At 68.0% G+C, this 18,381-nt stretch carries 17 protein-coding genes, 1 tRNA gene and 1 pseudogene; 14 read left to right on the top strand and 5 right to left on the bottom strand.

Translation table 11 applies throughout. The features are described from left to right. Window positions 1-28: 28 nt before the first annotated feature. The 3 genes from ASD38_RS09990 to ASD38_RS09980 form a co-directional block, all read right to left on the bottom strand. Window positions 29-1,999: a nucleoside-diphosphate sugar epimerase/dehydratase gene (locus tag ASD38_RS09990; RefSeq protein ID WP_056459731.1), complete on the bottom strand. Its 1,971-nt coding sequence runs from the start codon at window positions 1,997-1,999 to the stop codon at window positions 29-31. A gap of 106 nt (window positions 2,000-2,105) precedes the next feature. Beyond that, entirely contained in the window at window positions 2,106-3,332 is a 1,227-nt protein-coding gene (locus ASD38_RS09985; RefSeq protein WP_268760964.1) for a molybdopterin molybdotransferase MoeA, read from the bottom strand. A gap of 178 nt (window positions 3,333-3,510) precedes the next feature. Further along, a complete protein-coding gene (locus ASD38_RS09980; protein ID WP_056441029.1) occupies window positions 3,511-4,353 on the bottom strand; it encodes a ferredoxin--NADP reductase in 843 nt (280 codons plus the stop codon). 284 nt (window positions 4,354-4,637) lie between these two features. On the opposite strand from ASD38_RS09980, the gene ASD38_RS09975 reads away from it, so the two are divergent. From ASD38_RS09975 to ASD38_RS09935, 9 genes are all read left to right on the top strand, one after another. Next, window positions 4,638-5,027, top strand: a complete 390-nt coding sequence (locus ASD38_RS09975; RefSeq protein ID WP_056441032.1) for a hypothetical protein — start codon at window positions 4,638-4,640, stop codon at window positions 5,025-5,027. A gap of 434 nt (window positions 5,028-5,461) precedes the next feature. Continuing rightward, window positions 5,462-5,537 (top strand) — tRNA-Trp (locus tag ASD38_RS09970). Window positions 5,538-5,600: 63 nt separating this feature from the next. Beyond that, the gene (gene secE / locus ASD38_RS09965) at window positions 5,601-5,930 is read left to right on the top strand and encodes a preprotein translocase subunit SecE (protein ID WP_056441035.1); all 330 of its coding nucleotides are present in this window, start codon (window positions 5,601-5,603) and stop codon (window positions 5,928-5,930) included. Between the two features lie 8 nt (window positions 5,931-5,938). Continuing rightward, entirely contained in the window at window positions 5,939-6,496 is a 558-nt protein-coding gene (gene nusG, locus ASD38_RS09960; protein ID WP_056441038.1) for a transcription termination/antitermination protein NusG, read from the top strand. A gap of 311 nt (window positions 6,497-6,807) precedes the next feature. Beyond that, window positions 6,808-7,053 carry a hypothetical protein gene (locus ASD38_RS09955; protein ID WP_056459728.1) on the top strand — a complete coding sequence of 82 codons (246 nt, stop codon included), beginning with the start codon at window positions 6,808-6,810 and terminating at the stop codon, window positions 7,051-7,053. A gap of 41 nt (window positions 7,054-7,094) precedes the next feature. After that, window positions 7,095-7,553, top strand: coding sequence for a GNAT family N-acetyltransferase (locus ASD38_RS09950; RefSeq protein WP_056441042.1), 459 nt, complete (start codon window positions 7,095-7,097; stop codon window positions 7,551-7,553). 212 nt (window positions 7,554-7,765) lie between these two features. Continuing rightward, a complete protein-coding gene (rplK, locus tag ASD38_RS09945) occupies window positions 7,766-8,197 on the top strand; it encodes a 50S ribosomal protein L11 (protein WP_007661528.1) in 432 nt (143 codons plus the stop codon). 4 nt (window positions 8,198-8,201) lie between these two features. After that, a complete protein-coding gene (rplA, locus tag ASD38_RS09940) occupies window positions 8,202-8,891 on the top strand; it encodes a 50S ribosomal protein L1 (RefSeq protein WP_056441045.1) in 690 nt (229 codons plus the stop codon). 111 nt (window positions 8,892-9,002) lie between these two features. Beyond that, entirely contained in the window at window positions 9,003-10,217 is a 1,215-nt protein-coding gene (locus ASD38_RS09935) for an NAD(P)/FAD-dependent oxidoreductase (protein ID WP_056459725.1), read from the top strand. On the opposite strand, the pseudogene ASD38_RS25110 reads toward ASD38_RS09935, so the two are convergent. Both ASD38_RS25110 and ASD38_RS09930 read right to left on the bottom strand, forming a co-directional pair. Further along, window positions 10,211-10,334, bottom strand: a pseudogene (locus tag ASD38_RS25110) (hypothetical protein); the annotation flags it as partial. The gene ASD38_RS09935 and the pseudogene ASD38_RS25110 sit on opposite strands and share 7 nt — an antisense overlap. Before the next feature lies 1 nt (window position 10,335). Then, on the bottom strand, window positions 10,336-11,697 hold the full coding sequence (locus ASD38_RS09930) for an alpha/beta fold hydrolase (RefSeq protein ID WP_056459721.1): 1,362 nt from the start codon (window positions 11,695-11,697) through the stop codon (window positions 10,336-10,338). A 478-nt stretch (window positions 11,698-12,175) separates the two neighbouring features. Between ASD38_RS09930 and rplJ the strand changes: the two genes are divergently transcribed. The 5 genes from rplJ to rpoB all read left to right on the top strand — a co-directional run bounded on the left by rplJ (window position 12,176) and on the right by rpoB (window position 18,326). Further along, a complete protein-coding gene (rplJ, locus tag ASD38_RS09925; protein ID WP_056441053.1) occupies window positions 12,176-12,694 on the top strand; it encodes a 50S ribosomal protein L10 in 519 nt (172 codons plus the stop codon). Window positions 12,695-12,738: 44 nt separating this feature from the next. Beyond that, on the top strand, window positions 12,739-13,122 hold the full coding sequence (gene rplL / locus ASD38_RS09920; protein ID WP_056441056.1) for a 50S ribosomal protein L7/L12: 384 nt from the start codon (window positions 12,739-12,741) through the stop codon (window positions 13,120-13,122). 183 nt (window positions 13,123-13,305) lie between these two features. Continuing rightward, window positions 13,306-13,686, top strand: a complete 381-nt coding sequence (locus tag ASD38_RS09915) for a hypothetical protein (RefSeq protein ID WP_056441058.1) — start codon at window positions 13,306-13,308, stop codon at window positions 13,684-13,686. Between the two features lie 55 nt (window positions 13,687-13,741). Further along, the gene (locus tag ASD38_RS24305; protein ID WP_200941426.1) at window positions 13,742-13,900 is read left to right on the top strand and encodes a hypothetical protein; all 159 of its coding nucleotides are present in this window, start codon (window positions 13,742-13,744) and stop codon (window positions 13,898-13,900) included. A 343-nt stretch (window positions 13,901-14,243) separates the two neighbouring features. Next, window positions 14,244-18,326, top strand: a complete 4,083-nt coding sequence (gene rpoB / locus ASD38_RS09910) for a DNA-directed RNA polymerase subunit beta (RefSeq protein ID WP_056441061.1) — start codon at window positions 14,244-14,246, stop codon at window positions 18,324-18,326. Window positions 18,327-18,381 lie beyond the last annotated feature (55 nt).

The raw sequence follows: 18,381 nt of genomic DNA, 5'->3' as shown, positions 1-18,381 counted from the left end.
GAGACGAAGGGCCGGGAATCAATCCGGATCAGACCCGGGTTTTGGCCGCGGCGGACTTGCCTCTGTTCGCTCTGCTAGGGCTCGCCTTGACGGACGCGACCTGGTCGGGCGACACGGCCCGCAGCTGTTCGACCAGGGCGAACAGCTGGACGCGGACGCTGAACTCGTCGCCGGCCAGGGCAGCGGCTTCCAGGGCGGCCAGGGCTTCGGACGAGATCGGCGTCAGCGGCGTCAGCGGCGTGGCCTCGGTGACGCCCTCGGCCTTGGGCCGGGCGGTTTCGTTGACGTCGACCAGGGCCTCGGTCAGCTTTTCGCCGGGGCGCAGGCCGGTGATCTTGATCTCGATGTCGCGCTCGGGAACCAGGCCCTGCAGCTCGATCATCCGCCGGGCCAGATCGATGATCTTGACCGGTTCGCCCATTTCAAGCGTCAGGACCCCGGTCGGCGGGGCGACGTCGCCGGCCGACAGGGCCACGGCGCGCAGAACCAGCTGCACGGCCTCGGGAATGGTCATGAAATAGCGTTCGACCTCGGCGTCGGTCAGGGTCACCGGACCGCCGCGGGCGATCTGGTGCTGGAAGATCGGCACCACCGATCCGGCCGAGCCGAGCACGTTGCCGAACCGCACGACGCTGACGCGGGTGTCGCCGCCGGCGCCGTTCGGCCCGCCCGCGAACTGGCGGACCAAGGCCTCGGCCACCCGCTTGGTCGCGCCCATCACGCTGGCGGGAGCGACGGCCTTGTCGGTGGAGATCAGCGCCAGGTGGGCCGCGCCGCAGGCCTTGGCGGCGGCGGCGACGTTGCGGCTGCCCAGCACGTTGGTGCGCACGCCCTCGCAGGGGTGGTTCTCGACCAGGGTCACATGTTTGAGGGCGGCGGCGTGGAAGATCAGTTCGGGCTTCTCGGCGGCGAACACCAGGTCCAGGCGGGCGGCGTCGCGCACGTCGCACAGCACGTCGCGGCGGGGCAGCTGAGGCCAGGCCTCGCCCAGCTCGCGGTCGATATGGAAGAGGTTGGCCTCGGCGGCGTCCAGCAGGGTCAGCTGGGCGGGGCCGCTGGCGGCGATCTGGCGGGCCAGTTCCGAGCCGATGCTGCCGCCGGCCCCGGTGACCAGCACCCGCTTGCCGGCCACGAGGGCGCGGACCGGCTCGGGGTCCAGGCGGACGGGGGCGCGGCTGAGCAGTTCCTCCAGGCTGATCTCGCGCAGGGCGGAGCCGCCGGCCCCAGGGGCGCCCATGTCGACAAGCCCGCCCTGGCGGCGCAGCAGGCGCACGCCCTCGGTCTTCAGCCGGCCCAGCCGCTCGGTCCCGAAGGCGCTGAGCGGGCCGTCGGTCAGGAACAGCAGGGCCGACGGCTGCAGGCCGCCGTCGCGCAGCTGGGCCATGACCGCGTCGAAATCGTCGATGGCGCCCAGGATGCAGACCCCGCCCAGCTCGTCGCCGGTCTCGCGGGCCTCGGGGGTCAGCACCCCGACCGGGGCGTAGCGTTCGCCCAGGGCGGCGGGGGCGCGCAGGAAGGCCTCGGCCTCGCTCGCCGAGCCGACGATCAGCAGGCGGGGCAGGGCGGCCGAGGCGGGCGCCGGGCGCAGGCGGGTCAGGGCGTCGACCAGCACCTGCTCGTGCAGGGCGCGGCGCACGATGCGCAGTCCGGCCAGCAGGGCGGTCAGCAGCAGGAAGGCGGCGGCCAGGGTGCGCAGGCCGCCCGGCTGACGCACGTCGGCCAGGCGGGCGACCAGGGCGAAGGTCAGGACCGCCAGCAGGGCCGAGCGCGCCAGGCGCAGGCCGTCGCTGGCCGCGAAGAACCGCCACGGCGAGCGTTCGACCTGGAACAGGATCTCGACCAGCAGGGCGCAGCCGGCGAACAGGGCCGCGAGGGCCAGGGCGGACAGGGCGAGGCTGGAAGGGGTGAAGGGCGTGGCGCCGGTGGTCAGCGCCTGAGCCAGCAGCATGGCCACGAAGGCCAGCACCATGTGCGCCGCGATCTTGCCCATACGACCCATGAACACAAACTCCGCCGCGGTCGTCGGGAAACCGCTTCGAACGCGGCTTAGCACGCTCCGCGTGCGTCGTCGCCAGTCGTGGCGACCACCCTGTCGGCCTGGCGCATCAACCCCGCGCCAAAGGCAGCAGTTCCACCACGTCTCCCGCCGCGACCGCCGGCGCGCCGGCCGGGCGCAGGACCAGGCAGTCGGCGCGGGAGAACACGCCGATCAGCGAGGAGTCCTGGTCGGGGAAAGGCGTGACCCACACCCGGCCTTCGACGTCGACGGCGCGGGCGGCGCGCATCCAGTGTTCGCGCGGACCGGCGGCGGGCAGGGCGGCGGTCAGGGCGCCGGCGCTGATCGTCAGGGTCGGATCGGCGCCGGTCAGGGCGGCCAGCAGCGGCCGCAGGAACAACTCGGCGCAGACCAGGGCCGAGGCCGGGTTGCCGGGCAGGCCCAGCACGCGGCGGCCGTCCTTTAGGGTTCCGAACCAGGTCGGCTTGCCGGGGCGGACGGCGACGGTCTGGACGCGCAGGTCGAGCCCCAGGGTCGCCAGGGCCGGCTTGACCAGGTCGTGGTCGCCGACCGAGGCCCCGCCGACGGTGACGATCAGGTCGGCCTCGGCGGCGTCGACCGCGCGGGCGATGGCGTCCAGGTCGTCGGCCTGGGCCTTCAGCCTGACCGCCTCGCCGCCCCAGGCCGCGACCAGGGCCGCCAGGCTGAACGAACCGGACTCGAAGATCTGGTCGGGGGCCGGGGTCGCGCCGGGCGGGACCAGCTCGTCGCCGGTGGCCAGGATGGCGACGCGGGGCCGGCGCGCCACGGCCAGGTCGGCGCGCCCGGCGGCGGCGGCCAGCGCCAGCCGCCAGGCGTCGATCCGCGCGCCTTCCGCCAGCAGGGCGTCGCCGGACCGGAAGTCGCCGCCGGCCGGCCGGATGTTGCCCGGCGGCGGGTCGCGGTCGATCGTGAAGCTGACGGTGTCGCCGTCGCGCGCGGCGTTCTCCTGGACCACCACCAGGTCGGCCCCCGGCGGCACGGGGGCGCCGGTGAAGATTCGCACCGCCTGGCCGGCCTCGATGGGCTGGACATGGGCCCGACCGGCGGCGCTCTCGCCGACGATCCGGAACCGCGCGTCGGGCGACAGGTCGGCGCGGCGGATCGCCCAGCCGTCCATGGCCGAGGCGTCGAACGGCGGCTGGTCGCGATCGGCGACGATCGGCGCGGCCAGCACCCGGCCGATCGCGTCGGCCAGGGCGACCTGCTCGATCCCCAGCCGCGCGGCGTCGGCCAGCATGCGGCCGCGCGCCTCCGCGACGGTCAGGTTCTTCAGTTGAAGCTTGTCACCGCCCACGCCCGCACTCCCGCAACCATGAGCCCAGAGTTCTACTTAAATCCGCTCATCCCGGCGAATGCCGGGACCCAGATGGAAAAGCTGGGACGGGCTCCAGAATGCTCCGAGTTCTTCCCGTCAGACCCACCGCCAAGGGATCTGGGTCCCGGCATTCGCCGGGATGAGCGGAGGATTTGGATTACCCCACGAACGCCCGCTCGATCACGAAGTCGCCCGGCTCGGCGTTGGAGCCTTCCTTCATGCCGTGGGCTTCCAGCAGGGCGGCGGTGTCCTTGATCATCGCCATCGAGCCGCACAGCATGGCGCGGTCGTGCTCGGGATCGAACTTCACCTGGTCCAGGCCGAGGTCCTTGAACAGCTGGCCCGAATTGATCAGGTCGGTGAACCGGCCCTGGCGCTCGAACGGCTCGCGGGTGACCGTGGGATAGTAGACCAGCTGGGCCTTGGCCTCGTCGCCGACCAGCGGGTCGTCGTGGATCTCCGACGTGAACAGGTCGCGATAGGCCAGTTCCTTCACCTCGCGCACGCCATGGGCGACGATCACCTGCTCGAAGCGGCTGTAGGCGTCGGGGTCGCGGGCCACCGACAGCCAGGGCGCCAGGCCCGTGCCGGTGCCGAACAGGAACAGGCGCTTGCCGGGGCGGACGGCGTCCAGCACCAGGGTGCCGGTCGGCTTCTTGCCCAGCAGGATCTGGTCGCCTTCCTTGATCTGCTGCAGGCGCGAGGTCAGGGGGCCGTCGGGCACCTTGATCGAGAAGAACTCCAGTTCCTCGGCGAAGTGCGGCGAGCCGATCGAATAGGCGCGCAGGATCGGCTTCTTCTCGCCCAGCTCCTCGCGGGGCGGCAGGCCGATCATCACGAACTCGCCCGAGCGGAAGCGGAAGCTGGCCGGACGGGTGATCGCGAAACTGAACAGGCGATCGGTCCAGTGCTTGACCCACAGCACGGTCTCGGTGTGCCAGGCGGCTTCCTTGGCGGCCGGGGGGGCGGGCGGGGCGGCGGTGGTTTCGATGGCCGTCATAATCTGCGTTTCAAGTCCTGGACGCGCGGCGGACCGCGAGATTCTAAGAGGGCGTCGCCACGGCCCTGAAGCGACTGCGTCTCATGTGAGCACAGGCGCGTGGATGTCAACTTTGGTGGTCTGAAAGGGCTTTGAGAAAATCTTCCCCAAAAGCGTCAAAATGGCGGGCGCGTGTTTTTTGAACCGTGTCAAAATTGTGATTGCCGCCTCCCCAAACGGGGCGCACTCTTCCTCTTGTTTCCGCGCCAGAAGACGTCGCGGAGGCCAATGATACGGAGGAACGTATGCGGGTAAGGTTCGTAAAGGCCGCCGCGGCGGCCAGTCTGTTAGCGTTAAGCGTAGCTGCCTGCGGGCAGGAAACCGGCGCCACCGGTCAGCAAGCTCAACAAGTCTCCCTCGAAGGCAAGGCGGTCACCGCCTCCGGCTGCGTCCGGCCGGTGGAATCGACCTCGTGCATCGTGGTTCGCGGCCCAGGCGGCGGCTACTACGACATCTCCGGAGCCGCGCCGGCGCCGGATCCGGCCAAGGGCGTGGCGATCTCTCTTCAAGGACGCGACCTGGGTGAGAACACCCAATGCGGCCGCAAGCTCGCGGACGTGAAGTGGTCGTACCTGAACATCCAATGCGCCGCCCTTACCCCGGCGCCCGCGCCGGAAGCGGAAAAGGCCGGCTGATCGTCTCAGGCTTCGCCGGAGCCCGGATCCGTCCGGGTTTTCGGTGAAGTCGAGCTGCCTTTCGCGCCGCTAGGCTCGGTCGCGGGACGCGGCGCCTGGCCATCGGCGCCCTGTGCGGGGCGCTGGTTCTCGTTCTCCACCTCTCGGTTTGACGGCCGGTTCGGGTTCGGGCTGGCGGGCGTTGGCATGGCGCGTCTCCTCCGGGCTTCGATCTGGCGCCAAGGCCTAACGCGTCGCGGCGACGGCTGATCCTTCGCGGCCGAAGCCGTCGAAAGCGCGGATCGCGCTCCGGCCGCTTGCCGGGCTCGAACGACCCTGCTAAACGACGCGGCTCTGGCGATGAGACCAACGCGCTGGCGGGCTTCAAAGAGCCTACCGGCGCGATGTTCATTGTCGGAAAGCCGGAATCTCCGTTAAGGGGGTCGCGGTTCCGCAGGAGTGTAGCTCAGCTGGTAGAGCATCGGTCTCCAAAACCGAGGGTCGTGGGTTCGAGTCCCTCCACTCCTGCCACTATATGTCATCGGTCACCCGGTTTTCGGGCTGACCTATCGAAAGTCGCGAGCCTCTTAAGTCATGGCCAGGAAACCGGGTTCTAGCCCGTCTGCGATCAAGAACCGCGCCGCGAAGACGGCAGCGGCGCTCGCGCCCGCCGGTCAGGCGCCGGCCGCCAAGGGCGCCGCCGCCAAGGCCCCGGCTCCGCCGAAAAAGCCGATCAATCCGGTTCGCTTCGCGCAGGAAGTCCGCGCCGAGGCCCGCAAGATCACCTGGACCACCCGCAAGGAGACCTGGATCACCTCGGTGATGGTCTTCATCATGGTGGTGCTGGCTTCGCTGTTCTTCACCTTCGCCGACTGGATCCTGGGCCTGGGCGCCAACCTGCTCCTCAAGATCGCCGCGGGATAAGAAACATCATGAGCACCGACACCGCGTCCAATCCGAACCACAAGTGGTACATCGTCCACGCCTACTCGAACTTCGAGAAGAAGGTGGCCGAGAGCATCCGCGAACAGGCCAAGAGCCACGGTCTGGAAGACAGCTTCTCCGAGATCCTGGTTCCGACCGAGGACGTCGTCGAGATCCGTCGCGGCCGCAAGGTCAACGCCGAGCGCAAGTTCTTCCCCGGCTACGTGCTGGTGAAGATGAACCTCTCGGACGAAGCCTATCACCTGATCAAGAACACCCCGAAGGTCACGGGCTTCCTGGGCAGCGCGTCGAAGCCGCAGCCGGTCTCCGAAAAGGAAGTCCAGCGCATCATCGGCACGATCGAAGAGGGCGTCGAGCGTCCCAAGACCGTGGTGCTGTTCGAGGTCGGCGAGAACGTCCGCGTCACCGACGGTCCGTTCGCCAGCTTCAACGGCTCGGTCGAGCAGGTCGACGAGGAGCGGGCCCGCCTGCGCGTCACCGTCTCGATCTTCGGCCGCGCCACTCCGGTGGAGCTGGAATACAGCCAGGTCGAGAAGATCAGCTGATTTTCAGTCACGGCTGACCGAGTTTTCGAAAACCCCGCGTCGGAAACGGCGCGGGGTTTTTGCTGTCCGGAATTCAAAAGCTAGCGCCGCACGCTCGATCACTTGCCCCCTACGGGTCGCGGTGCGTGCGTCCTCCTCCCCCTGTGGGGGCGGACAGGCCGCGAAGCGGCGAGGTGGGGGCAAGTGTTAGCCGGCGCGACCCCTCCGGTAAGCCTTATGCCGGCTTTATGTCGTGAGCCCGAACCCGAATGGATCGCTTATGCCGTTCGGCGCGACAAAGGCTGTGTTGTCTTCCGTCCGGGATCCGTCCGATGTCGGTCTTCCATTGCAGACTCGCCTCCCTGGCCTTGGCCCTGGCCGCTGTCGGCGGTTTCGTCCTGCTGCTGGTCCTGGCCGCCCAGCACCCGCAGGCCGGGCCGCTGCTGCGCATCCTGGCCTTCCTGTGGCTGGTCGCCGCCGGGGCCTCCAAGCTGGTCTTCGACCTGACCGAGACGGTCGGTCGCGAGGACCGCGCCAAGGTCTCGCGCGCCGCGTCATTGCATCGCTTCCGAGAATAGGGAGGATGCGGCCGCCCGCCGCCGCTTCGTAGGACCCGACCATGGCCGACATCGTGATTCGTCCCGTCACCCGCGCGGACCGCGAGCAATGGCTGCCGCTCTGGGACGGCTACAACGCCTTCTACGGCCGCTCGGGCGACACGGCCCTGGATCCGGCGGCGACGGCCATGACCTGGTCCCGGTTCTTCGACGCCTACGAGCCCGTCCACTGTCTGGTCGCCGAGCAGGACGGCCGCCTGCTGGGCCTGACCCACTATCTGTTCCACCGCAGCACTATCTCGGTCGAGCCCAGCTGCTACCTGCAGGACCTGTTCACGACGGCGCAGGCGCGGGGCAAGGGCGTGGGTCGGGCGCTGATCGAGGCGGTCTACGCGGCGGCCAAGGCGGCCGGCTCGCCGCGGGTCTACTGGCAGACGCACGAGACCAACGCCACGGCGATGCGGCTCTACGACCAGGTGGCCGAGAAGTCGGGGTTCCTGGTCTATCGGAAGCTGCTCTGAGTCCTAGACTTCTCCTCGCGGGAGGAGGACCCATCGCTAGACTCCCCCGTCCCCACCTGCTACACGCCCCGCCTCGCTCCAGGACTCCGTCCCGGGGCGTGCTCGCCGTTATCTGTCCGAGTATGGCGAGATCAAATCCGTGGGAGGGACGCCAAGCCCGCACCACGGCCAACCAGCGAAGGCCGTTAGCTCGGCTTTCTTGAGAGGATACAATGGCTAAGAAGATCCTGGGCTATATCAAGCTCCAGGTGAAGGCCGGCTCCGCCACGCCTTCACCGCCCATCGGCCCCGCACTGGGCCAGCGCGGCGTCAACATCATGGGCTTCTGTAAGGAGTTCAACGCGCGCACCGAGAACGTCGAAAAGGGCACCCCCCTGCCGACCGTGATCACCGTGTACCAAGACAAGTCGTTCACCTTCGTCACCAAGACGCCCCCGGCGACGCACTATCTGAAGCAGATCACCGGCCTGAAGTCCGGCGCCAAGCTGACCGGTCGCGAGACCGTCGGCGAAGTGACCCGCACCCAGCTGCGCGAGATCGCCGAAAAGAAGATGAAGGACCTGAACGCCAACGATCTCGAGGCCGCGGCCAAGATCATCGAAGGCTCCGCCAAGGCCATGGGCCTGAAGATCGTGGAGGCCTAAGACCATGGCCAAGCAACCCAAGCGCATCCAAGCCTGGACCGGCGATCGTGAAGCCGCCCACGCCGTCGCCGACGCCATCGCCCTGGTCAAGGCCAACGCCAAGGCCAAGTTCGACGAGTCGATCGAGATCTCGGTCAACCTCGGCGTCGATCCGCGCCACGCCGACCAACAGGTCCGCGGCGTCGTGAACCTGCCGTCGGGCACCGGCCGCGACGTCCGCGTCGCCGTCTTCGCCAAGGACGCCAAGGCGGCCGAAGCCACCGCGGCCGGCGCCGAGCACGTCGGCGCCGAAGATCTGTACGAAAAGATCGCCGGCGGCTTCATGGACTTCGATCGCGTCATCGCGACCCCGGACATGATGGCCCTGGTCGGTCGCCTCGGTAAGGTGCTGGGCCCGCGCGGCCTGATGCCGAACCCGAAGGTCGGCACCGTGACCCCGAACGTCGGCCAAGCCGTGAAGGACGCCAAGGGCGGCGCCGTCGAGTTCCGCGTCGAGAAGGCGGGCATCGTCCACGCCGGCATCGGCAAGGTCTCGTTCACCGACGAAGCCCTGCTGCTGAACGTGAAGGCCATGGTCGACGCGCTCAACAAGGCCAAGCCGACCGGCGCCAAGGGCATCTATGTCAAGCGCATCGGCCTGTCCTCGACGATGGGCCCGGGCTTCAAGATCGACGTCGCTTCGATCAACGCCTAAGCCTTTCGACCTAGACCATGCGAGCGGGCGCTGGAGCGATCCAGCGCCCGCTTTGCGTTTGGGGGTCTATAAGAGCGACGACCTCATCTCGCTGACGGACATCCAGCCCGCGTGACCGATCCCCAAGTTCTCGACGTCGCCGTGATCGGCGGCGGGCCGGCCGGGCTGATGGCGGCCGAAGCGCTGAGCGGCGCCGGGTTGTCGGTGGCGGTGTTCGAGCGGATGCCGACCCTGGGCCGCAAGTTCCTGATGGCCGGGCGCGGCGGGTTGAACCTGACCCATTCCGAGGACTTCGAGCGCTTCGTCGGCCGCTACGGCGGAGCGGCGCCGATCCTGCGGCCGATGCTGGAGGCGTTCACGCCCGCCGACCTCGTGGCCTGGGCCGATGGGCTGGGGCAGGCGACCTTCGTGGGCACCAGCGGGCGGGTGTTCCCCAAGGCGCTGAAGGCCTCGCCGCTGCTGCGGGCCTGGATCGCGCGGCTGGAGGGGCGGGGCGTGGCGCTGAACCTCCGCTCGACCTGGACCGGCTGGAACGCGGCCGGCGACCTGACCTTCGACACGCCCGACGGGCCGCGCGCCACGCGGCCGCGCGCCACGATCCTGGCCCTGGGCGGGGCCAGCTGGGCCAGGCTCGGCTCGGACGGCGCCTGGGCCCCGCTGCTGGCGGCGCGGGGCGCGGCCGTGACGCCGTTCCGGCCGGCCAATGTCGGGTTCACCGTGGCTTGGACCGAGGTGTTCCGCGAGCGGTTCGCCGGGGCGCCCTTGAAGAACATCGCGCTGAGCTTCGAGGGCGCCGGTTCGCGCGGCGACGCCCTGGCGGCGGGCTACGGCCTGGAGGGCGGGGCGGTCTACGCCCTGTCGGCGGCCCTGCGCGACGCGATCCAGGCGCGGGGCGCGGCGAGGCTGGAGATCGACCTGCGGCCCGACGTTTCCCTGGCCCAGCTGACCGCGCGCCTGTCCAGGCCGCGGGGCGGACAGTCGCTGTCGAGCTGGCTGCGCAAGGCCGCCCACCTGTCGCCGGTCGAGATCGGTTTGCTGCGCGAAGCGCACGGCGTGGCCCTGCCGGTCGCGCCCGACACCCTGGCGGCGGCGATCAAGGCCGCGCCGATCGTGCTGACCGGCGCGCAGGGTCTGGAGCGGGCGATCTCCTGCGCCGGCGGGCTGTCGTTCGAAGCGCTGGACGGGCTGGAGCTGAAGGCCGCGCCCGGCGTGTTCGTGGCCGGCGAGATGCTGGACTGGGAAGCCCCGACCGGCGGCTACCTGCTGCAGGCCTGTTTCGCGACGGGCGTGGCGGCGGCGCGGGCGGTGATCGAGCGGTTGGGCTGACGCCGTGCGTCCTTCGAGGCCCGCGTCGCGGGCGCCTCAGGATGAGGAATTCGGAGCCAATCCACAGTCCTCATCCTGAGGTGCGAGCCGAAGGCGAGCCTCGAAGGACGCACGGCGATCAGGGCTTCATCGCCCCTCTGATCTTCGCCGCCACGGCCTCGATGGCCTTGGGATCGCCCTTCTCGTTCTCGACGAACATCAGCGGTTTGCCGGCCACGCGCGGAATGACGTGGATGTGCAGGTGGGGCACGCTCTGGCCGACGCCGTTGTTCTGGACGATCGTGAAGCCCTCGACGCCCAGGCCGTCGACCTGGGCCTGGCCGACCCTGGCGGCCACGGTCATGATCCGCGACAGATCCTGGGGCGAGATCTCCAGGATGTTGCGGGCCTTGGAGGTCTTGGAGATCACCAGCACGTGGCCCGGCTCGGCCGGGGCGTGATCCATGAAGGCCAGCACCTGGTCGTCTTCGTAGACCTTGGGCACGACCATCTCGCCGCGCAGGATCCGGGCGAACGGGTTGGTCTCGTCATAGGCGGCCTTCAGCGGGATCTGCGGCGTGCCGGGCTTGGCCGAGGCCGGATCGAACCGGCCCAGCCACCGCAGCACCTCGGCCTCCAGCGCGATGCGGCTGTCGGAGAAGCTGTGGTCGGTGTCCATGTAGGTTTCGGTCAGCGCCTTGGCCCGGGCCTGGCGGGCGGCGGCGGCCAGCTTGCGGGTCGTGGGGGCGCCGGCGTGCTCGGCCCCGATCATCAGCACCGGCCGGTCGGCGATGCGGGCGCTGAGCGCCTCCAGGTCCAGCTTGGCGGACGTGGTCTCGATCTCCGTGACCAGCAGGGTGGCGCTGGTCCCAGCCAATGGAACGGTGTCGGGCGTCATGCCCTTGATCGCGGCCTTGCGGGCGGCGGCGTCGGTGATCCCGGCCTTCTCCTTGCCGATGTCCCAGGCGTCGATCAGCACCGTCCCGGCCACGCGCGGATCGGCGGCCGAGGCGTCGGCGGCCATGAAGCCGCCCATGCTGTGGCCGGCCACCACGATCCGGCTGGTGTCGATGTGATACTTGGCGACGTTGGCCGGGTCGAACAGGAAGGCGGTGGCCGCCTCGCCGTCGAGCCGGGCGTTGGCGAACGAGAACTTGCCGGGACTGCCCCACGAGCCGCGATAGTTGATCTTCAGCACGTTCCAGCCGGCCCGGCGCACGGCCTGCATCAGGTCGATATTGGTCTCGTTGCCCGGGAAGCCGTGCAGGAACAGCATCGTCGGATGCGGCTGGTCGCCCGAGGCCAGGTACATCAGCGCATTGACCCGCACGCCGCCGGTCGGGACCGTGAAGGCGGCCATGTCGGCGGGGTGGGCCGCGTCGCGCGGAGGGTCGGCCACCACCGCCTTGGGGATCGGGGCGAAGCGCGGCTCGGCGTGGGCGGGCGCGGCGAGACAGACGAGCATCAGGGCGGCGAGGCCGGCGGTGAGCGTGCGCTTCATGGTGATCCCCCTTGGCGGTTCTCCTTGTTATCCAGGAAACGAGGGGCGAGGCCAGAGCTTCCCCTCTCCCCTTACGGGAGAGGGTGGCGGTCCGTGTGGCCAGATTTGAGAGACCTCTCTTCCGACCTGCTTCGCGGGCCACCTTCTCCCGCAAGGGGAGAAGGATAAGGTGGCCTGTTGAAATCCCTCCCCAAACCGTCTATACGCCGCCCCTTCTCCGTCGGGTTCGCCCGGCGAAGACCTGTTTGTGAACAGCGGGGCGTGGGGTCACCAACGCCATAATCGAGGAAGAGCCCTTCCTCGCCGTCGGGAGACAGGGATGGACAAGACCACGCTATTTTCCGCCTACGGGATGGGGACGCGCGGCTGACTTTCCTTGGAACAGGCTGATGCAACTCGCGTGCGGGAGCGATCCCGCTTGTGACGCGCATTTGGCTGCCGGAATGGTCCGGCCGCTGTAATTGAGTAGGAGACCGCAATGGACCGCGCTCAAAAGCAGGAGTCGATCGAGGCGCTGAAAAGCGTGTTCGCCGACGCCGGCGCTGTCGTCGTGACCCACTATTCGGGCATGACCGTTGCGGAAATGACTGAACTGCGCGCCCGCCTCCGCAAGGAAGAGGGCACGTTCCAGGTGGTGAAGAACACCCTGGTCCAGAAGGCGCTCGACGGCTCGATCGGCGAAAAGGGCGACGCCCTGTTCACCGGCCCGGTCGCCATCGCCTATGGCAAGGATCCTGTCTCCGCCGCCAAGATCGTCACCCAGTACGCCAAGGAAAACGACAAGCTTAAGCTGGTCGGCGGCATCCTGGGCCAGACGAACGTTCTGGACGAAACCGCGGTGCGGGCCCTGGCCACGCTGCCGTCGCTCGACCAGATCCGTGGCAAGCTTATCGGCCTCATCCAGGCTCCGGCGACCAAGATCGCCGGCGTCCTGCAGGCCCCGGCTGGCCAACTGGCTCGCGTCTTCAACGCCTATGCGACCAAAGACGCCGCGTAACGGTCATCTCCGCATAAATCCCTCATCCTCTAAGGAACTTACACATGTCCAAGCTCGAAAAGCTGGTTGAAGAACTGTCCACCCTGTCGGTCCTGGAAGCCGCTGAGCTCTCCAAGCTGCTCGAAGAAAAGTGGGGCGTCTCGGCCGCCGCTCCGGTCGCCGTCGCCGCCGCTGGCGGCGCTGCCGCCGCTCCGGCCGAAGCCGCCGAAGAGCAAACCGAATTCACCGTCGTCCTGACGGACGGTGGCGACAAGAAGATCAACGTGATCAAGGAAGTCCGCGGCGTTCGTCCGGACCTGGGCCTGAAGGAAGCCAAGGACCTGGTCGAAGGCGCTCCGCAGAACGTCGTTGAAAACGTTTCGAAGCAAATCGCCGAAGAAGTCGCCAAGAAGCTGACCGAAGCCGGCGCCAAGGTCACCGTGAAGTAATTCACGTCCCCATGCCCAAGCCTTCAAGGGTGGGCGCATGGGGGACCTGCCGGCGTCAGTTTTCTGACGCACGCGTTGACGGCCCCGGAGGGAAACCTCCGGGGCCGTTTTCTTTTGGCCCGTCGCCGTCTCGTTTTGGCACGAGACTTGCAACCTTCGAGCGAACCGAAAGGAGAGCTGGCGATGGCGATTTCAGGGATTTCGGGCGGGGGCTATTCGACGTGGAGCCCGCTCAGCGCCGCATCGGCGCGCGGCGTGTCGACGACGGCGATCGAAACCGCCAGCGACCTGGACAAGGTCCGCGACAAGGGCCTGGTGGCCTTCGCCAAGGAAGCCAAGAAGGACGCTTGGGAGGAAAAGCTCAAGGCCTGGAAGGCCGAGGCCATGAAGAACGCGGGCCTGACCGAGGAGAGCCTGGCGGCCATGTCGCCCGACCAGCGCACCGCGGCGCTCCAGCAGGTCGACGAGGCCGTGAAGGCCAAGATCAAGGAGGCCATGGACGGCGCCAAGGCCCAGGCCAAGAGCGGCCTGGCCGTTCCCAACTTCGTGGACCTCAGCGTCTAGGACAAATCCCGAGCGGCGCGCGGCAACCTTTGCCGCCTATCGGAGTTATCTGCCCATGCTCAAGCTCGCCGCCATCCTGCTGGTTCTGATGATCGTGTTCGGGATCCTCGGCTTCGTCATGCATGTGGCCGTGGCCATCACCAAGATCGCCTTCTTCGTCTGCCTGGTCGGGCTGGCGATCTCGGTGGTCGGCAAGGCGATGAACCGGACCTAGCCTTGGGTCCGAGACCCAAGATGAGGATCGCGCGGCCGGTTCCCGGCGCGGGCGCGATCTTTTGTGGATAAACCCCCTTCCCAACCCCGGCGGGTTGTCCTATATCCGCCGGCTCACGAAGATATTCGGCGGAGCGCGTACGCGTGTGTCCGCATGATACGCCCCGAGGCGCGGTCAGCCGCCCTCCGACCAGCGCGAAGGGGCGCCCGTCAGGCTTCCGGTCCCGGTTGCCCTGACAGGGGAATTCCAGCGTCCGCGGTTCTCCTGGATGGAGAGCGGCGAGGGTGGACGCTAGGTACATTCGAATTCACGCGCGGAGTCCGTCCGCGCCCAGGGAAAAAACATGGCGCAATCCTTCACCGGCAAGAAGCGGATCCGGAAGTCTTTCGGCCGCATCCCCGAAGCTGTGCAGATGCCGAACCTGATCGAGGTTCAGCGCTCCTCCTACGAGCAGTTCCTCCAGCGCGAAGTCCGTCCGGGCGTGCGCAAGGACGAGGGCATCGAAGCGGTCTTCAAGTCCGTCTTCCCGATCAAGGATTTCAACGAGCGCGCGGTGCTCGAATACGTCTCGTACGAATTCGAAGAGCCCAAGTACGACGTTGAGGAATGCATCCAGCGCGACATGACCTTCGCGGCGCCGCTGAAGGTCAAGCTGCGCCTGATCGTGTTCGAAACGGAAGAAGAAACCGGCGCCCGGTCCGTCAAGGACATCAAGGAGCAGGACGTCTACATGGGCGACATCCCGCTCATGACCGACAAGGGCACCTTCATCGTCAACGGCACCGAGCGGGTCATCGTCTCGCAGATGCACCGTTCGCCCGGCGTGTTCTTCGACCACGACAAGGGCAAGACCCACGCCTCGGGCAAGCTGCTGTTCGCCGCCCGCGTGATCCCCTATCGCGGCTCGTGGCTGGACTTCGAGTTCGACGCCAAGGACGTGGTCTATGTCCGCATCGACCGCCGCCGCAAGCTGCCCGCCACCACCTTCCTCTATGCCCTGGGCATGGACGGCGAAGAGATCCTGACCACCTTCTACGACGTCGTGCCCTTCGAGAAGCGCACCGCGGCCGGCGCCGAAGGCTGGGCCACCCCGTACAAGCCCGAGCGCTGGCGCGGCGTGAAGCCGGAATTCGCCCTGATCGACGCCGACACCGGCGAGGAAGTGGCTCCGGCCGGCACCAAGATCACCGCCCGCCAGGCCAAGAAGCTGGCTGACGGCGGCCTGAAGACCCTGCTGCTGGCGCCGGAAGCCCTGACCGGCCGCTACCTGGCCCGCGACGCCGTCAACTTCGAGAACGGCGAGATCTACGCCGAAGCCGGCGACGAGCTGGACGTCACCTCGATCCAGGCCCTGGCCGACCAAGGCTTCAGCACCATCGACGTGCTGGACATCGACCACGTCACGGTCGGCGCCTACATGCGCAACACCCTGCGGGTGGACAAGAACGCCGTCCGCGAGGACGCGCTGTTCGACATCTACCGCGTGATGCGTCCGGGCGAGCCGCCGACCGTCGAAGCCGCCGAAGCGATGTTCAAGTCGCTGTTCTTCGACGCCGAGCGCTACGACCTGTCGGCCGTCGGCCGCGTGAAGATGAACATGCGCCTGGAGCTGGACGCTTCGGACGAGATGCGCGTGCTCCGCAAGGAAGACGTGCTGGCCGTCCTGAAGCTGCTGGTCGGCCTGCGCGACGGCCGCGGCGAAATCGACGACATCGACAACCTGGGCAACCGCCGGGTGCGTTCGGTCGGCGAACTGCTGGAAAACCAGTACCGCGTCGGCCTGCTGCGCATGGAACGCGCCATCAAGGAACGCATGTCGTCCGTCGACATCGACACCGTGATGCCGCACGACCTGATCAACGCCAAGCCGGCCGCGGCCTCGGTGCGTGAATTCTTCGGCAGCTCGCAGCTGTCGCAGTTCATGGACCAGACCAACCCGCTGTCGGAGATCACCCACAAGCGCCGTCTGTCGGCGCTTGGCCCGGGCGGTCTGACCCGCGAGCGCGCCGGCTTCGAAGTCCGCGACGTTCACCCGACCCACTACGGCCGCATCTGCCCGATTGAAACGCCGGAAGGCCCGAACATCGGTCTGATCAACTCGCTGGCCACCCATGCCCGCGTGAACAAGTACGGCTTCATCGAGAGCCCCTACCGTCGCGTCGCCGACGGCAAGCCGCTCGACGAGGTCGTCTACATGTCGGCCATGGAAGAGTCGAAGCACGTCATCGCCCAATCCAACATCAAGGTGTTGAACGGCGAGATCGTCGACGACCTGGTCCCCGGCCGGATCAACGGCGAACCGACCCTGCTCCAGAAGGAGCAAGTCGACCTGATGGACGTGTCGCCGCGCCAAGTCGTGTCGGTGGCCGCGGCCCTGATCCCCTTCCTGGAAAACGACGACGCCAACCGCGCCCTGATGGGCTCGAACATGCAACGTCAGGCCGTGCCGCTGGTGCAGTCCGACGCCCCGCTGGTCGGCACCGGCATGGAAGCCGTGGTCGCCCGTGACTCGGGCGCCGTGGTCATCGCCAAGCGCACCGGCGTCGTGGAGCAGATCGACGGCACCCGTATCGTCGTCCGCGCCACGGAAGAGACCGACGCCGCCCGTTCGGGCGTCGACATCTACCGTCTGAGCAAGTTCCAGCGTTCCAACCAGTCGACCTGCATCAACCAGCGCCCGCTGGTGAAGGTGGGCGACCGCATCAGCGCCGGCGACATCATCGCCGACGGTCCGTCGACCGAGCTGGGCGAACTGGCCCTGGGCCGCAACGCGCTCGTCGCGTTCATGCCCTGGAACGGCTACAACTTCGAAGACTCGATCCTGATCTCCGAACGCATCGTCCGCGACGACGTCTTCACCTCGATCCACATCGAGGAATTCGAAGTCATGGCCCGCGACACCAAGCTCGGTCCGGAAGAAATCACCCGCGACATCCCCAACGTCGGCGAGGAAGCCCTGCGCAACCTCGACGAAGCGGGCATCGTGGCGATCGGCGCCGAAGTCCAGCCGGGCGACATCCTGGTCGGCAAGGTCACCCCGAAGGGCGAAAGCCCGATGACGCCGGAAGAAAAGCTCCTGCGCGCCATCTTCGGCGAAAAGGCCTCGGACGTCCGCGACACCAGCCTGCGCCTGCCCCCGGGCGTCGCCGGCACGATCGTCGACGTGCGCGTGTTCAACCGTCATGGCGTCGACAAGGACGAACGCGCCCTGGCCATCGAACGCGCCGAGATCGACCGCCTGGGCAAGGACCGCGACGACGAATTCGCGATCCTGAACCGCAACATCTCGGGCCGCCTGCGCGAACTGCTGATCGGCAACGTCGCCCTGTCGGGTCCCAAGGGCCTGTCGCGCGGCGCGATCACCGCCGAGGGCCTGGCTGAAGTCCAGCCGGGTCTGTGGTGGCAGATCGCCCTCGAGGACGAGAAGGCGATGGGCGAACTGGAAAGCTTGCGTCGTCTGTTCGACGAGAACCGCAAGCGCCTGGACCGTCGCTTCGAGGACAAGGTCGACAAGCTGCAGCGCGGCGACGAACTGCCCCCGGGCGTGATGAAGATGGTCAAGGTCTTCGTGGCCGTGAAGCGCAAGCTTCAGCCGGGCGACAAGATGGCCGGCCGTCACGGCAACAAGGGCGTCATCTCGCGCATCCTGCCGATCGAGGACATGCCGTTCCTCGCCGACGGGACGCATGTGGACGTCGTTCTGAACCCGCTGGGCGTGCCTTCGCGCATGAACGTCGGCCAGATCTTCGAAACCCACCTGGGCTGGGCCTGCGCCAACCTCGGCAAGCAGATCACCGTCCTGCTGGAAGACTGGCAGGCCGGCGGCCAGAAGAAGGCCCTGGTCGATCGTCTGACCGAGATCTACGGCCCGGACGAGGAACTGCCGGAAACCGAGGAAGAGCTGGTCGAACTGGCCCGCAACCTCGGCAAGGGCGTTCCGATCGCCACCCCGGTGTTCGACGGCGCGCGCATCGGCGACATCGAAGAGCACCTGGTCATGGCGGGCGTCGATCCGTCGGGTCAGTCGATCCTGTTCGACGGCCAGACCGGCGACCAGTTCAAGCGTCCGGTCACGGTCGGCTACATCTACATGCTGAAGCTGCACCACCTGGTCGACGACAAGATCCACGCCCGTTCGATCGGTCCGTACTCGCTCGTCACGCAACAGCCGCTGGGTGGTAAGGCCCAGTTCGGCGGTCAGCGCTTCGGGGAAATGGAAGTGTGGGCTCTGGAAGCCTACGGCGCGGCCTACACCCTGCAGGAAATGCTGACGGTGAAGTCCGACGACGTGGCCGGCCGGACCAAGGTCTACGAGTCGATCGTCCGCGGCGACGACACGTTCGAAGCCGGTATCCCGGAAAGCTTCAACGTGCTGGTCAAGGAAATGCGCTCGCTCGGCCTGAACGTCGAGCTGGAGAACAGCTGATCCGGATTTCCCTCCCTGGCCCGAAGGCCGGGGAGGGGCCCCGTCAGCCCGCTCT

It is taken from the genome of Caulobacter sp. Root487D2Y (genome assembly GCF_001427165.1).
Taxonomy (GTDB): Bacteria; Pseudomonadota; Alphaproteobacteria; order Caulobacterales; family Caulobacteraceae; genus Caulobacter.
This window is presented reverse-complemented; position numbering and strand designations above follow the sequence as displayed.

What these genes read in the sequence shown, in the direction of transcription:
- nusG (WP_056441038.1), top strand. Translation starts at nt 5,939, where the DNA reads ATGAGCACCGACACCGCGTCCAATCCGAACCACAAGTGGTACATCGTC.
- ASD38_RS09930 (WP_056459721.1), bottom strand. Translation starts at nt 11,697, where the DNA reads ATGAAGCGCACGCTCACCGCCGGCCTCGCCGCCCTGATGCTCGTCTGT.
- ASD38_RS09955 (WP_056459728.1), top strand. Translation starts at nt 6,808, where the DNA reads ATGTCGGTCTTCCATTGCAGACTCGCCTCCCTGGCCTTGGCCCTGGCC.
- rplJ (WP_056441053.1), top strand. Translation starts at nt 12,176, where the DNA reads ATGGACCGCGCTCAAAAGCAGGAGTCGATCGAGGCGCTGAAAAGCGTG.
- rplK (WP_007661528.1), top strand. Translation starts at nt 7,766, where the DNA reads ATGGCTAAGAAGATCCTGGGCTATATCAAGCTCCAGGTGAAGGCCGGC.
- rpoB (WP_056441061.1), top strand. Translation starts at nt 14,244, where the DNA reads ATGGCGCAATCCTTCACCGGCAAGAAGCGGATCCGGAAGTCTTTCGGC.
- ASD38_RS24305 (WP_200941426.1), top strand. Translation starts at nt 13,742, where the DNA reads ATGCTCAAGCTCGCCGCCATCCTGCTGGTTCTGATGATCGTGTTCGGG.
- ASD38_RS09915 (WP_056441058.1), top strand. Translation starts at nt 13,306, where the DNA reads ATGGCGATTTCAGGGATTTCGGGCGGGGGCTATTCGACGTGGAGCCCG.
- ASD38_RS09975 (WP_056441032.1), top strand. Translation starts at nt 4,638, where the DNA reads ATGCGGGTAAGGTTCGTAAAGGCCGCCGCGGCGGCCAGTCTGTTAGCG.
- ASD38_RS09990 (WP_056459731.1), bottom strand. Translation starts at nt 1,999, where the DNA reads ATGGGTCGTATGGGCAAGATCGCGGCGCACATGGTGCTGGCCTTCGTG.
- secE (WP_056441035.1), top strand. Translation starts at nt 5,601, where the DNA reads ATGGCCAGGAAACCGGGTTCTAGCCCGTCTGCGATCAAGAACCGCGCC.
- rplA (WP_056441045.1), top strand. Translation starts at nt 8,202, where the DNA reads ATGGCCAAGCAACCCAAGCGCATCCAAGCCTGGACCGGCGATCGTGAA.
- ASD38_RS09980 (WP_056441029.1), bottom strand. Translation starts at nt 4,353, where the DNA reads ATGACGGCCATCGAAACCACCGCCGCCCCGCCCGCCCCCCCGGCCGCC.
- ASD38_RS09950 (WP_056441042.1), top strand. Translation starts at nt 7,095, where the DNA reads ATGGCCGACATCGTGATTCGTCCCGTCACCCGCGCGGACCGCGAGCAA.
- rplL (WP_056441056.1), top strand. Translation starts at nt 12,739, where the DNA reads ATGTCCAAGCTCGAAAAGCTGGTTGAAGAACTGTCCACCCTGTCGGTC.